The sequence below is a fragment of the Deferrivibrio essentukiensis genome, assembly GCF_020480685.1.
Lineage (GTDB): Bacteria > Chrysiogenota > Deferribacteres > Deferribacterales > Deferrivibrionaceae > Deferrivibrio > Deferrivibrio essentukiensis.
Map to the genome: position 1 here is coordinate 114,969 of NZ_JAJAFU010000003.1, position 15,058 is coordinate 130,026.

The 15,058-nt window shown below is 34.1% G+C and carries 13 protein-coding genes; 9 read left to right on the plus strand and 4 right to left on the minus strand.

What is annotated here, in order from left to right:
* Position 1: 1 nt before the first annotated feature.
* Genes dapF through dapB form a run of 3 tightly spaced genes read left to right on the plus strand, consistent with a single transcriptional unit; the run spans position 2 to position 2,501 of the window.
* Complete coding sequence (dapF, locus tag LF845_RS02760; protein ID WP_242819467.1) at positions 2-793, plus strand: diaminopimelate epimerase; 792 nt, start codon at positions 2-4, stop codon at positions 791-793.
* Positions 794-808: 15 nt separating this feature from the next.
* Positions 809-1,690, plus strand: a complete 882-nt coding sequence (dapA, locus tag LF845_RS02765; protein WP_242819468.1) for a 4-hydroxy-tetrahydrodipicolinate synthase — start codon at positions 809-811, stop codon at positions 1,688-1,690.
* A 10-nt stretch (positions 1,691-1,700) separates the two neighbouring features.
* The gene (gene dapB, locus LF845_RS02770) at positions 1,701-2,501 is read left to right on the plus strand and encodes a 4-hydroxy-tetrahydrodipicolinate reductase (protein ID WP_242819469.1); all 801 of its coding nucleotides are present in this window, start codon (positions 1,701-1,703) and stop codon (positions 2,499-2,501) included.
* Positions 2,502-2,530: 29 nt separating this feature from the next.
* Here the strand turns inward: dapB and ilvD are convergent, their stop codons facing one another.
* On the minus strand, positions 2,531-4,363 hold the full coding sequence (ilvD, locus tag LF845_RS02775) for a dihydroxy-acid dehydratase (RefSeq protein WP_242819470.1): 1,833 nt from the start codon (positions 4,361-4,363) through the stop codon (positions 2,531-2,533).
* 128 nt (positions 4,364-4,491) lie between these two features.
* On the opposite strand from ilvD, the gene LF845_RS02780 reads away from it, so the two are divergent.
* The 6 genes from LF845_RS02780 to LF845_RS02805 are packed head-to-tail and all read left to right on the plus strand — an operon-like array spanning position 4,492 to position 12,792.
* Positions 4,492-4,941, plus strand: a complete 450-nt coding sequence (locus LF845_RS02780; protein WP_242819471.1) for a CheW domain-containing protein — start codon at positions 4,492-4,494, stop codon at positions 4,939-4,941.
* The gene (locus LF845_RS02785; protein WP_242819472.1) at positions 4,922-7,090 is read left to right on the plus strand and encodes a methyl-accepting chemotaxis protein; all 2,169 of its coding nucleotides are present in this window, start codon (positions 4,922-4,924) and stop codon (positions 7,088-7,090) included. Before LF845_RS02780 ends, LF845_RS02785 begins: the two co-directional genes overlap by 20 nt.
* Positions 7,090-9,024, plus strand: a complete 1,935-nt coding sequence (locus LF845_RS02790) for a response regulator (protein ID WP_242819473.1) — start codon at positions 7,090-7,092, stop codon at positions 9,022-9,024. Before LF845_RS02785 ends, LF845_RS02790 begins: the two co-directional genes overlap by 1 nt.
* The gene (locus LF845_RS02795) at positions 9,021-10,037 is read left to right on the plus strand and encodes a chemotaxis protein CheB (RefSeq protein WP_242819474.1); all 1,017 of its coding nucleotides are present in this window, start codon (positions 9,021-9,023) and stop codon (positions 10,035-10,037) included. Before LF845_RS02790 ends, LF845_RS02795 begins: the two co-directional genes overlap by 4 nt.
* The gene (locus LF845_RS02800) at positions 10,034-11,422 is read left to right on the plus strand and encodes a hypothetical protein (protein WP_242819475.1); all 1,389 of its coding nucleotides are present in this window, start codon (positions 10,034-10,036) and stop codon (positions 11,420-11,422) included. The genes LF845_RS02795 and LF845_RS02800 overlap by 4 nt, the downstream gene beginning before the upstream one ends.
* 2 nt (positions 11,423-11,424) lie before the next feature.
* A complete protein-coding gene (locus LF845_RS02805; RefSeq protein WP_242819476.1) occupies positions 11,425-12,792 on the plus strand; it encodes a CheR family methyltransferase in 1,368 nt (455 codons plus the stop codon).
* Between the two features lie 56 nt (positions 12,793-12,848).
* On the opposite strand, the gene LF845_RS02810 is transcribed toward LF845_RS02805, so the two are convergent.
* The 3 genes from LF845_RS02810 to gatC all read right to left on the minus strand — a co-directional run bounded on the left by LF845_RS02810 (position 12,849) and on the right by gatC (position 14,982).
* Positions 12,849-13,142, minus strand: a complete 294-nt coding sequence (locus tag LF845_RS02810; protein ID WP_242819477.1) for a hypothetical protein — start codon at positions 13,140-13,142, stop codon at positions 12,849-12,851.
* 71 nt (positions 13,143-13,213) lie between these two features.
* A complete protein-coding gene (gene gatA, locus LF845_RS02815) occupies positions 13,214-14,677 on the minus strand; it encodes an Asp-tRNA(Asn)/Glu-tRNA(Gln) amidotransferase subunit GatA (protein ID WP_242819478.1) in 1,464 nt (487 codons plus the stop codon).
* Positions 14,678-14,688: 11 nt separating this feature from the next.
* Positions 14,689-14,982, minus strand: coding sequence for an Asp-tRNA(Asn)/Glu-tRNA(Gln) amidotransferase subunit GatC (gene gatC / locus LF845_RS02820; RefSeq protein WP_242819479.1), 294 nt, complete (start codon positions 14,980-14,982; stop codon positions 14,689-14,691).
* Positions 14,983-15,058 lie beyond the last annotated feature (76 nt).

Below are 15,058 nucleotides of genomic sequence, written 5' to 3' on the forward strand. Positions count from 1 at the left end.
TATGATAAAATTCACAAAAATGAGTGGCTCGGGGAACGATTTTATCCTTATAGATAACAGGGATAAAAAGATTGATTACAATAAGAACTTTATTGAGAAGGTATGCAAAAGATCACTTTCGGTGGGGGCAGACGGGATAATCTTTATAGAAAAGTCAACAGTGGCAGATTTTAAATGGGCATTTTTCAACTCTGATGGCTCAGTAGCAGAAATGTGCGGTAACGGCTCAAGATGTGCAGCTAGATTTGCCTACCTTAATAATATAGCAGGTAAACGAATGAAATTTGAAACCCTTGCTGGGATAATAGAAGCTGAAATAAAAGAAGGGGTTAATGTTAAGGTACAACTTACGCAACCTTTTGATGAAAAATTAAATTTTAATGTGGATGATTATAAGTTATCTTACATAAATACAGGTGTCCCACACGCTGTCATTGAAACTGATAATATCGAAAGTGTTGATATTGTAAAATCAGGTGCTTTTTTGCGTTATCACAATCATTTTGCACCTGCAGGGACAAATGTGGATTTTTATGAAGTAGTCAATGACAACACTGTAAAAATGAGAACATATGAAAGGGGTGTTGAAGCTGAAACACTTGCCTGTGGCACAGGTGCTGCAGCCGTTTCAATAATTGCTTCTAAAAATAATAAGTTAAAATCTCCTATAACTGTAATCACAAGAAGTGGACTGAAGCTAAAAATTTATCTTGAAAATGAAAAAGTATACCTTGAGGGTGAAGCAAGAGTTATTTATACAGGTGAATTAGACAGGGAAGCTTTTGAATACTAATAGATGGAGGATGTTATGTTTAAGGGAAGTATTGTAGCAATTGTAACACCGATGAAAAATAACAAAGTTGACGAGGAAGCACTAAGACGCTTGGTGGAGTTTCAAATCGAAAATGGAACTGACGGAATTGTTCCTTGTGGGACAACAGGTGAATCAGCAACACTTACTTATGAAGAGCATTGCCAGGTAATCGATATAGTAATCGATCAGGTCAAAAAAAGGGTACCTGTAATTGCAGGGACCGGCTCAAACAGCACTCATGAAACAATATTTTTAACAGAACATGCTAAAAAGGCGGGAGCTGATGGCGCTTTGGTAATAACCCCTTACTATAACAAACCTACTCAAGAGGGTCTTTACCAGCATTTTAAAGCAGTTGCTGAAGCTGTTGATATACCAATAATTTTATACAATGTACCTGGAAGGACGGCTTGCAATATGTTGCCTGAAACTGTCATTAGGCTTTCAAAGATAAAAAATATCGTGGGCGTAAAAGAGGCAAGCGGCTCACTTGATCAGGCCACAGAAATTATTCTTAATACCGACGATGAATTTGCACTATTAAGCGGGGAAGACTCTTTATCTTATCCACTATACTGTATCGGGGCAAAAGGTGTAATATCAGTAGCCACAAACATTGTGCCTGCACTTATGGCAAAGATGTGCGACGCTTTTGAAGCAGGAGATTATAAAACCGCCCTTGAAACACATTTAAAACTATTCCCGCTTTTTAAAGCAATCTTCTTTGAAACAAATCCTATACCTATCAAGAAAGCAGTGCATTTAATGGGGCTAATAGAGGATGAAATCAGATTACCTCTTGTCAAGATGACCAAAGCAAATGAGGACAAACTTAGAAAAGTATTAATAGACCTTGGAATAAATCTAAAGAATTGAGGGATAATGTATGGTTAATATAGGCGTAATCGGTGCAGCCGGAAGAATGGGGAGAAGGATAATAGCCCTTAGCGGTGAAGATGCTAATACCAATATCACAGCCGCCTATGAATATTCTAAATCCGAATTTTTAGGACAAGATTCAGGGACTTTGGCAGGGATAGGGGAAACAGGTATAAAAATTGAATCTGATATAGAAAACGCAAAAAATAAATGTGATGTATTAATAGATTTTACAGGTGCAAAACCAACAATGAGCAATCTTGAAAAATACAGGGTAGCAAATATACCGCTTGTCATCGGCAGTACAGGTTTTGAGCCGGATGAAATCGAAAGGATAAAAGAGCTCGGCAAACAGCTGCCTGTGGTATTTGCTCCAAACATGAGTCTTGGTGTCAATCTTACATTTAAAATCTTAGAAATGGTTTCAAAGGCCATAGGTGACATATATGATATTGAGATAATCGAATCTCATCATAGACTTAAAAAAGATGCTCCAAGCGGGACAGCCATGAAAATGGCAGAGGTAATTGCTAATACACTCAAAAGGGACCTTGATAAAGATGCAGTCTACTGCAGAAGAGGACTCATTGGGGAAAGGACTGATAAAGAGATAGGGATTCAAACTATTAGAGCCGGCGATATCGTTGGAGAACATACTGTAATGTTTTGTGGACAAGGGGAAAGGATAGAAATTACCCATAAGGCTCACACAAGGGATACATTTGCAAAAGGTGCTATAACTGCTGCAAAATGGTTGAAAGGGAAAAGCCCCGCTCTTTATAGTATGTTTGATGTATTAGGACTATAAAAAAAGCGACCCTTACAGGGTCGCTTTTTTTATTCATACTTTGATATATCTCTTACCGCACCTTTAGCGGCACTTGTAGTAAATATCGAATAAGCCTTTAAGGCTTTGGAAACATTTCTCTTCCTGTTTAAAGGCTTAAAGCCTCTTTTTGCCACCTCTTCCCTTCTTCTGTTCAGCTCTTTGTCAGAAATTTCTATTGAAATTTTTCTATTTGGTATATCAATCTTTATAGTATCCCCGTCATTAATAAGTGCAATATTCCCGCCTTCTGCCGCTTCAGGAGAAACATGACCTATGGAAAGCCCTGACGTGCCGCCTGAAAACCTTCCATCTGTAATAAGTGCGCATACTTTTCCAAGCCCTTTTGATTTAAGATAGCTTGTGGGGTAAAGCATCTCCTGCATACCCGGACCTCCTTTTGGACCCTCATATCTTATTATCACCACATCGCCAGGCACTATTTTATCAGATAAAATGGCATTTACCGCATCTTCCTGACTTTCAAACACCCTTGCTTTACCTGTAAATTTCAAAATACTTTCATCCACACCGGCAGTTTTAACTATACACCCATCATAAGCCAGATTTCCATAAAGCACGGCAAGCCCCCCATCCTGACTGTACGCATTTTTCTTATCCCTTATACACCCCTTTTCTCGGTCGGTGTCAAGCTCCCAATATTTATCCTGTGAAAATGGCTCAAGGGTCGGCACATTTCCCGGTGCTGCAGAATAAAACTTAAGGGCATCAGCATCTTTATTTACAATATCCCATTTTTTAATGGCATCTTTTAGTGAATCTGTATGAACAGTCTTTACATCTGTGTGTATCAGGCCTGCCCTGTCAAGCTCACCCAAAATCCCCATTATTCCACCTGCTCTGTGAACATCTTCAATATGGTATTTGTCAGTTGAAGGAGCAACTTTACATAAGTGGGGAACTTTTCTGGAAAGCCTGTCAATATCAGCCATTGTAAAATCAACACCTGCTTCATAAGCTATTGCAAGAAGATGAAGCACAGTATTTGTTGACCCACCCATTGCAATATCAAGGGTCATTGCATTTTCAAAGGCTTTAAAATTTGCGATAGACCTTGGCAACACCGACTCATCATTATTCTCATAATAAGCCTTTGTAAGCTCTACAATTCTCTTGCCAGCACTTACAAAAAGCTCTTTTCTTAATTTATGTGTGGCAACCAAAGTGCCGTTTCCAGGAAAAGCAAGCCCCAAAGCCTCAGCCAAGCAATTCATGGAGTTTGCAGTAAACATTCCAGAACATGAGCCACATGTTGGGCAGGCTGAGCGTTCCATAATGACTGTCTCTTCATCCGTCACTTCATCACTTACAGCAGCTACCATAGCATCCACTAAATCCATCTTTTTTAAATTTCCACGAAGTTCAGCTTTGCCTGCCTCCATAGGACCACCGGAAACGAATACAGCAGGAATATTTAGCCTCATGGCGGCCATCATCATCCCGGGGGTAATTTTATCGCAATTTGAAATACACACCATTGCATCTACGCAGTGAGCATTAAGCATATACTCTACCGAATCAGCAATAAGCTCCCTTGAAGGGAGACTGTAAAGCATACCATCATGCCCCATTGCAATCCCGTCATCTATTGCAATTGTATTCATCTCCTTAGGGACACCACCTGCTTCTTTTATAGCCTCAGCTACAATATCACCATTATGTTTCAAATGCACATGTCCCGGAACAAACTCGGTGTAAGAATTGACAATAGCAATTATAGGTTTATTAAAATCTTCCTCTTTTGTACCGGTCGCACGCCAAAGTGCCCTTGCTCCCGCCATATTTCTCCCTTGAGTTGAAGTATAAGATCTGTATCTTGGCATAACTCCTCCATAATTAGTTATAATGGTTATTTATACCACTTTATAAAAATATCACAATATTTTTTAAAAAATATCATTTTTGCATAAAATAATATTGTCATTCATTTTTTTTGTGGTAAAATTTTGGCATGCATATCCTTTTTAAGCAAAACAATACTTTTTTTTGTGTTGATGAAAAATATGTAGAAATGTTTGTATTATCAAAAAATTTTTACAATTTTGCAATGACACCGAACTTTATATCAGGCTTTGAAAATATTAAGGGTGAAATCTACCCGGTTATCGATTTACATGGATTTATATCTAACTCAAACCATGAGGAAAAGGAGTATTTAATAAAATTAACTCAACCTCTAAGCATCTTGCTTTACAGCACCATAAGACCTAATATTATTGAAATTTTGGATACCGTTCAAAAAACGAAAGTAGATTCGGACTTAAAAACCATATGCGATTTCAATTTTAGAATTGAAAATAATATCATTTATAATCTAAATATGGGGAAGTTAGAAAACATACTCAAAGATTATCAAAAAAATATTTATATCGGAGATAGTTATGATAAAGAAAGTTTTTAGTCTCAAATCAATTGTATACTCAAGGCTTATACTCCTTTCGGCTCTGTTTGTCGCTTTTTTAATGTCAATTATGCTTTTAAGTTCTAATCTCATCAAAAAGCTTGATGTCAAATATTCAAATATGATTAAGGAAAATTTGGTAGATTTGATAGAATCAAAAATAAATGCCGAATCATATTACCTGGAAAGCTCCTTTATAAAACTTCACCTTATTGCCGACCAAAATAACGGAGCGATAGAAGATATCGTTAAAAATATATCTTTGGGGGAAAACACAAGGCTAAATCTCTACAAGCAAATAGAAAATTCATTCATATTAAGATATTCAAGCGCTGAAAAACCTTCAAACACAATTGGGCTCAATTCAGAAATTGTGGCTGTCACATCAAGCGGCGGCAGTAAAATTTACAAAACTATCACAAATGACTCTTTATTCTTAAACGGATATTTCGGATACACTTACAAAGGGGATAAATACATCGTCCAGATTGGTAAAATAACCCCTATGAAATTTGATACATTAAACGAACTAAACATCCACAATGACCAAAACTACAAATTTGTGGATTTTAACAATGAAGAAATTATTTACACTGCTAAAGATACCAATAAAAATCCAAATGCTCATTTTATTCCAATGACAAAGCAGTATATAGAAATCAAAAGCATACAAAAAAGCGACTATACTAATGTATACGTAATTATCTTTATCGGACTTTTAATCCTTTTTATATGCTGGCTTATCACTGAAATATTTTATTATAAGTTTTCCACAAAACCTATTATAGAAATCACTAACTCTTTAAATAATATACTTGAAAATAGCAGTAAATCAGATTTTAAGGAACAGCATATTGAAGAGTACGATAAGATTTCCACAACTATTCAAGCTGTTATAGACAAAATATCTCTCCAACAACAACAAATGGAAACTCTTTTAAATAGACTACCAATACCGGTGGCAGTAATAGATATAAATTATAACTTTTTATATAGAAATTCCTCTTTTAATACTCTTTTAAGTCTACCTGATGATTTAAGCGACCAAAATTTTTTGGACATAATCCCTGAAACTTTAAAAAGCTTAGAAACCAATATTACAGCTTTTTTAAATTCACCGAAACAGAAGGATAAATTTGAGCTTTACGACCCGAAAAAGAATGAGTACTTCATAGTAAGATTTGGGAAAATCACTAATGAGAGCAGCAAGATTACAAATACCATCATACTTTTCAATGATATCACATTCCAAAAAAGGGAGCTTGAAAATCAGAAGAGAAGGAAAGAAGAGATAGAAAATATTTTATTAAATATAGAAGAATCCGTAATGCGCCTTACATCTTCGTCAAAAGAGCTTAGGATGTCTGCCGAATCTCTTAGCACTATGCTTGCGCAGCAAAACACAAGCCTTGCCGAAACAAACGTTGCAATTCAGGAGCTTAGCACTTCAGCCGACAGTATTTTAAACAAAACGTCACATATCCTTGATGTCTCAAATAAAGTAGATAAGGCGTCTCAGATAGGTTTTAACGAAGTGGAAAAGTCATTTAACAAAATCAATAGCGTTATAAAGATTACTGACACTTTGACAGATACAATATTCCAGTTAAACAAAAAAACTCATAATATTAGTAAAATATTAAAAACAATTTATGAAATCTCTGAGCAGACAAATCTTTTGGCACTTAACGCTTCTATAGAATCTGTAAGAGGTGATTCCAACAGTATGTCATTTAAAATTATAGCTGAAGAGATAAGGGAATTATCTGATAAAACATACGGTTTTAGCAAAGAGATAGAGAAAGAGCTTGAAGACATTACAGATGTAGGCTCAAATTCCGTAATGATTGTGGAAGAAGCTGAAAAGCTATTAAAAGATACTTTTGAACATATGCAGGAAAATAAAGGCAATTTTGAAGTCATCAAAAATGAAGCTGACCACATAAATAAACATCTTATAGAAATTAACAATGTAATCAAAGACTTGAACAATGCCACCAATGATGTACTGACTACATCAAACGACTTAGCGATTGCCATGAAAGATGCACTTAATTCTGCCAATGAATCTCAGCAGGCTAGCAAAGATGTAGATGCAGTCATTAAAAATTTAAATGAAACATTAGCCCATTTGGATAAATTGAAGTAATGATTGAAAATAACAAACTCAGAGAATTATTTGTTGATGAAGTTTTGTACCATATACGTCAAGCCCGTGACTTTTTAAATAAATCTTTTGAGTCATCAAAAGACAGCGCTGAAGTTTTTAAAATTGTCAAAGTATTTCACACGATTAAGGGCTCAGCAGGGATAATGGGGCTTGAAAAATTTACAGATATACTACACACTTGTGAAACTTTTTTTCAAGCAATAAATAAGGCAGGTTACACACCTGAAACAAAAATAAAAGCTATTAAGATTATCGACGAGATAGAAACCCTTATTTCAAATTTCCCTGACAAGTTTGACCAACATCTTAAAAATCTTGAAGACATAATCTCATCAAAAAACGAGGATGAAGCACCCATTGAAAAGCCGGCAGAAAATATCAAAAAAGATGAAATTAAGACATCAGGAATAAAAATAAACACAGATATAGTTGCACAATTAAGACAGCTTGCCCAAGAAGTAACCCAAATAGTTGAATACAGTTTTAGCCCTGTTAGTAATAAAGAGAAGAAAAAATATAAAGACAAGGTTTCTGAACTTTTTCAACATATCGAAAATATTACACTTGTAAGTCTTGAAGAGCTCACACCTAAAATAAAAAATATTGCCCATTACACCGCAACAAAGCTCAATAAAGATATAAATATCGATATAAATTTTAACAAAGTAGGTGTAGATAAAAGATTTTTTAGTATTGTCGAAGAAGCCCTGATACACCTTGTCAGAAACTCTATATCTCATGGAATCGAGTCACCAGAAGTAAGAAAGGAAAAAGGGAAAAATGATAAGGGGAGCATAATTGTCACTGCAAGCAGTCATGGAAGCAAAATAAAAATTACGGTAGAAGATGACGGGCAAGGTATTAATATTGAAGCTATTACAAAAAAAGCCATAGAGCAAAACATACTAACTGAAAATGAAGCAAAGACCGCTTCTGCTAATATGTTGATAAACCTAATTTTCAGACCTAATTTTTCCACAGCAGAGACAATTGACAATATTAGTGGCAGAGGTATCGGGCTTGATATTGTAAAAGAAAGGGTAGAAGCAGTAGGCGGCCTTATAAAAGTATCCACTTCAAACAAAGGGACAAAATTCATTCTGGAAATGCCCGTCTCATTCAATATTATGTATTGCGGCATTCTATCTACAAAAGGTGAAAAAGTCGCAATTCCTCTTTATCTAATAGACAGATTTATCTCTATTAAAGAGCATATGTTAATTAGAGACAATAGGTCAAACAGGATAATCTATAACGAAAAAGAATATGAGCACATAAGTATTTCTAACTTCTTTGCTACAGAATCAGAATATGATGCCATTGGTGTAATAGTGATGGGAAAAGAAACGGTGTTGTCTTTCGAAAAGTATGAAGGGGAAAAATTATTCTACGTCAAACAGTTAACAGGGGTAATAACATCAGTGCCAAATATAATAGGCTTTGCAGTTGATGATACTTTTAGGCCTATTGCCATAATTAACCCCCTCACCATATCAAGCTCAAACCTATACCCAATTAATAGCACAGTTGAAAATCAAAAATCTATAAAATCAAAAAAACACACTGCTTTGGTAGCCGATGATAATAACCTTATAAAAGAAATGATTTCAGACTTTTTAAAAGGGGAAAATATAGACGCAGATACAGCTCAAAATGGTGTAGAAGCGCTTAAGCTGTTTAAAAATAATAATTATGATATAATAATAACGGATATAGAAATGCCTGAAATGGATGGTATATCCCTTTTAAAAGAGGTTAGAAGTGGCAATAAGGTTGTCCCGGTGATAATACTCAGCTCAAAAGGGGATGAAAACGATATAAAACTTGCACTAAAAAATGGAGCAAACGGATATTTTGTAAAGAAATTTTTCACAAGGGAAAATTTCATTAAAAAGGTAAAATCATTATTATGAGTAATAAAATTAAGATATTTATTGTAGATGATTCCGCATATATCAGAAACTTTTTAAAATCAAATCTTAAAGATGAATTTGACATTGTAGGTGAGGCAAAAGACGGCATTGAAGCGTTAAAGAAGGTTTATACCCTAAACCCTGACCTTGTTATTCTTGACCTTATGATGCCCAAAATGAGTGGAGATATGGTAGCAAAAGCGATTATGTCCAATAAACCGCTACCAATAATAATGCTAACATCCCTTTCTGACTCAGAAATAAAAAAATCCTTTAATCTTTTAGAAAGTACAGTGGTCGAAATAGTTAAAAAGCCTATGGAGCTTGATAGTAACTTCGTTAATAACCTGACAAAAAAGATAAAAATATGTAAAAATCTTAAAATAAATAAGGTGAGCGAGTCCCTCTCTCAGTATGTTACAATGCCCAATAACATCACCCTTAAAAAAAATTATGCTTTAACAATAGGTGTTTCAACAGGTGGTCCAAAAACATTGAGAAATTTAATACCATTTTTAACCTCTATAGAAAATCTTCCGATTTTTTTGATTCAACACATAGACTTAGAATTTGAAAAAGGGTATTCTGAGTGGATTCAAGAGTTTTCACAAAAAGAGGTTATATTATTATCAAAAAAAACTGTTTTGGAAGATAAATTATATTTATGCTCAGGTAAATTTAATTTGGATCTAACAAATAATTCAAACAGGCTCTATATTGAGCTCTTACAGGCTGAGCCAAATCAGCTTTATTTCCCTTGTATTGACAAAATAGTTACAAATGTTGCCTATAGACTTAAGGATAGGCTGATACATCTTCAACTTACGGGGCTTGGAAATGACGGCCAAGAGGGTGCATTGATTGCTCACAAGCTTGGAGCTACCATTATTTGTCAGAAACCAGAATCAGCAATTGCAAGCTCAATGCCTAAAGCGGTAGCTGATTTTGCTGATTACATTTTGGAACTGCATGAAATAAAAGAAAAAATTTTAAATATTCTGAGTGGACAATGATTCTTGCATTGGTGAAAAAAACTCTTCTCAAAGAGCAGCTTAAAAATTATTTTAAAGAAATAAAATTCTATGACTCCCCTCTTGAGCTTGTGCAGGAAATGCATAAATTTAATAAACTTGCACTTATTGTTGAGAATACAGGTTTTGAAATCAGCGGTTTTCTATTCTCGGCAATAATCGATAAGTTGATACCTGACAGGAGATTTCATATATATTTGCTTACCAACGATACTTCAAAATCTTTCCTCGTCAATAAAACGTTTCATAATATTTATACTGTGCCATATTCAGACCTATCGTTGTTAGAAAATTTATCTGAAAACGTGTGTCAATTATCTCCGGTGGAAAAAGAAGCTTTTTACGATACTTTTGAAAAAATTTTTATTACTGAAAAAATTAAAACTTTTATTCTTGATTACTCACATCTAATTTTGGAAAATATAACCGAGCCGAGCACATGGTTTAATGAATACTATGATTTAGTCAAATTAATTACGGGCATTGAAAAAACTGTAATAAAACTTTTTCTTGATACTCAGCAATTGATATTCACGAGTATAAAAGACTTTCGCCTTCATAATATTTTACATTACGAAATTACTAAAAATATAGACAACTATATTATTCTAATGCCTGAAACCTGTTATGATGTTGATAATAGTGAAGAGTTTATTAAATACAATATAGAGTCTTTTGGGCAAAAGATAGGTGAAATAATATTTGTCTTTAATAAGGCAATATTTAACAATGACTCGGTTGAATCAATATTAAGATTTTTGCTTAACCCTCTTAAGTTTTTCTCATGGTACAACTCCTACTCATTCATTAAAAATAAAGCCACTTCAGGGCTTAACTCTGCAAAAATGTTTCAAAATATTTTTAAAAAGATAGAAAATGTAATGCCAAAGAATAATAACATAATTGTTTCTGCAGAAAAAACATCTTACTTTACCATAAAACATAGAGACAGCTTATATTACTTTGTGTCAACCGCTACTAACGAAATCAATACACTACTCAATGTTTATATAAATAACTTTATATCGGTTTCAAATCCAAGCTTTGCTGAACTCATTTCAGCAGTTAATAGTTTTATACATAGCAACATATTATATCTTTACCCTTTGCCTTTAGGTTTGTTAAAAATTACCGAAAATAGTGTCTTTTTTAGTGCCACTGAAGGGATATTGGCTTTTTATGAGGATGAAGATACAAAAAAAATCTTAGAAACAAACATGCAATATTTTGGAACTTATGATACAATAACCGAAGAGATAATAGAGCTTCCTTTTGGTGCTAATGTAAAGATTAAGTTATGTCCTGATGCTTTTTTCTTAACTTTAAAAGATAGAGAAAAATTAATTAAGGGGTTTTTAAAGGTTTAAAAATGTATGCCGAGAAATTAGAAGAGATAAAGCGCCTTGTAAAAGCTTACTCAGGCCTCCTTATAAAAGGGAGCCTTGAAGCAAAATTTGAAGAAATATACAAACTTTGGGTATCAAAAACAGGGAATAACCCTTTCAAATTACTGGATCTTCTAAAAAATAACCCAGCAGAGCTAAGAGAATTTATCTCTGACATAACTATAAATGAGTCTTTCTTTTTCAGAAATGCTGAGCAGTTTGAATGTCTTAAAAACTTACCTCAGACCCCTATAAATAAAAAGCCTGAAATTAACATTTTATCTATTGGCTGCTCTAACGGCTGTGAACCATATTCTTTAGCTATGTATATTCACAAAAACCTACCTGAATTATTTAAAAAGATTAGAATAACAGGAATAGATATTAGCAGTAAAATTATTGAAGTGGCAAAAGCCGGCATATATCAAAGTTGGTATTTAAGACACACAAGAAAAGAGTATTTAGAAAATTATTTTAAAAAAATTGACAACGATTACGCTGTAATTAATGAAATAAAAAACAAAGTTGATTTCTTAACAGAAAATTTCTTGGATTTTAATATCAATACCACTTACCAGGTAGTATTCTGCAGAAACTTTTTAATTTATTTTGCCCCGGAAACTATTGAGCAAATTTGCCTGAAAATATCTAAGCTCCTTGATAAAGACGGATATATCATATTTGGGCATTCGGATACGCTTATGGTGCCCGGTAGTATATTTGCCAAAAATGGATGCCGTTTTTATGTAACTACTTTAAATGACAGTAAAAATATTCAAAATATTACCGATATCCCTATAAGAATGTCTTATGACTTAAACTCAAGCCAAGGCAGACCTAAAAAAGATGAATCGGAAGTTTTTAAAAAAGGGGTACAGTTTATTAAAGACGGTGTCTATGCTGAAGCCGCAAAAGAATTTGAATATCTTTTAAAAAAGATAAACCCAAAAAACTTAAGGGCTGCAACATTTTTGGCTTATTGCCACTATAGACTCGGGAATCTCAAAGAAGCTGAAGAGGTGCTCGATAGTATTATAAACAAGGAATGTATGATTTATGAACCTTATCTTATTTATGCAATTCTACTATTTGACAAAAAACAATATGAAGTCTCGCTTGAAAATTTAAGAAAAGTACTTTTTATAAACCCTGAAAGTGAAATAGGTTGGTTTTACTTAGGGCAAGTCTATGAGCAAATTAAAGAAAAGGCTTCAGCAATTAATGCCTATAAAAGAGCAATAAATATAATAGAAACTTTCCCTGAAACTAAAAGGTATCCTCTTTCTCCGGAAATTACTGCTGAATCATTGAAGGAATGGATTACAAATAAACTTTCAAAGCTTGAGTCTTAAAAATGTATTATAGCGTTATACGGCAAAAAAATATATTTAATAAAAATTAACGAAAATTAAAGAGTCTTAAGGATATTTTGTTTTAGCTCTGCCAAGTCTTCTTCGGAAACTGAACCAAAGTCAACATCCTGAGTAAAGCTGTCAATTTTTTGAAGTGTCTCTTTATCAGATTTACCGATTTCAGCCATCAAACTTGATATGAAAGATAATTTTCTGGCATCGGAAGATATAATTACCTTATCAATGTTTTTATCAGGGGAACTTTTTTCAGAGGATGAAGCCTTACTGTACTTAACCTGTTTGTTGTAAGTCCTCAAAATGTCATAAATCTTTCCACCCTGAATTGTCATAGGACCGCCCAAATATATTTTTCTACATTTCTTACATCGGCACCCTTTTAAAAAAACTTTAGAAATTTTTTTTATTTTTTAAAATTTTCAGGTAACCTCTTGTGCCAATCAGTATTATTTTGATATATTTTTGCAAAATTTATAACTTTTTCTTCCTCAAAATAATTACCTAAAAGCTGAAATCCTATAGGCAGACCTTTCCCGTCAAAACCGCAAGGGATAGAAACTCCACAACCACCAAAAAGATTAAGTGAAATAGTAAAAATATCACTCAAATACATACTGACAGGGTCGTTTATTTTTTCACCAAACTTAAAAGCAGTATTTGGGACAGTAGGGGCAAGCAATACATCAACTTTTTCAAAAGCACTTATGAAATCTTTCTTAATAAGTGACCTTACTTTTTGAGCTTTAAGGTAGTAAGCATCATAATATCCCGCACTTAAAACATAAGTCCCAAGCATGATACGTCTTTTCACTTCCTTGCCAAAACCCTTAGAGCGAGTTAACTCATACATATCTATCAAATTATCCGCTTCACTTCTAAAAGTATATCTAACCCCGTCATACCTTGCCAAATTACTTGAAGCTTCAGCAGTAGCAATTATATAATACACTGCAATTGCATATTCTGTATGAGGCATGCTAACTTCGACAATCTCCGCACCTTGAGATTTGTAAAAATCTATAGCGTCACTGACACACTTTAACACATCCGAGTCAATACCGCCCTCAAAATATTCCTTTGGGATACCAATCTTTTTGCCGCGGATATCATTATTTATATCTTTTGTATAATCTTTCTCCTCTATCTTTATAGAAGTTGAATCTTTACAGTCATATTTTCCTACCACATTAAGAAGATGTGCACTATCTTCAATATCTCTTGAAAATGGGCCTATCTGGTCCAAACTTGAAGCAAAAGCTACCAAACCGTATCTTGAAACTAATCCATAGGTAGGTTTAAAACCACAAACACCGCAGAGAGCAGCCGGCTGCCTGATAGAGCCCCCCGTATCGCTCCCAAGGCTTATTGGGGCAAGCCCTGCAGCGACACACACTGCCGCACCACCACTTGAACCTCCGGGCACTCTTTCCAAATCCCAAGGATTTTTGGTCTTTTTATAATAAGAGGTTTCTGTAGAAGAGCCCATTGCAAATTCATCCATGTTTACTTTACCTAAAATGATAAAACCGTTCTCTTTCAAAAGGTTGCTTACCGTTGAGTCATAAGGGGGATTAAAATTTTCCAAAATCTTTGATGAACAAGTAGTATATAGGTCTTTGGTAATTATGTTATCCTTAAGAGCAATGGGGATACCGGCATATTTCGGTAAATTTTCCCCTTTCATCCTTTTTTCATCAATAAGTTTTGCCTCATTCAAGGCATTTTCATTTAAAGCAAGAAATGAGTCAAGCTGTATATCAAATTTTTGAATTCTGTCTAAGTAAAATTTATTCAATTCATATGCAGATATTTTCTTTGATTCTAAAAGCTCCAAAGTTTCATTTATATTAAGTGTCAGTAAATCCATCTCCACCACCCCTACTCTATAACTCTTGGCACTTTAAAATGACTAAATTCAGACTCAGGTGCATTCCTAAATACTTCATCTTCGCTCAAACCTCTTTTAGCCATATCTTCCCTAAACACATTCACCAAATCAAGGGCGTGGGAAGTCGGCTCAATATCAGAAGTATCAAGCTCACTTAATTTATCTATATAGTTTAAAATATTATTCAAATCAGTCCTTAGACCATCTATCTCTTCCTCTTCAAGTCTAAGCCTTGCCAACTTGGCAATTTTCAAGACCTCATCACGACTCAATTTTTCAGGCACATGCTCCTCCATTTTTTCTTTATCATATTAAGATTAATTTTTTTTGTAAACGAAAAATATAACTATACAACTCAAA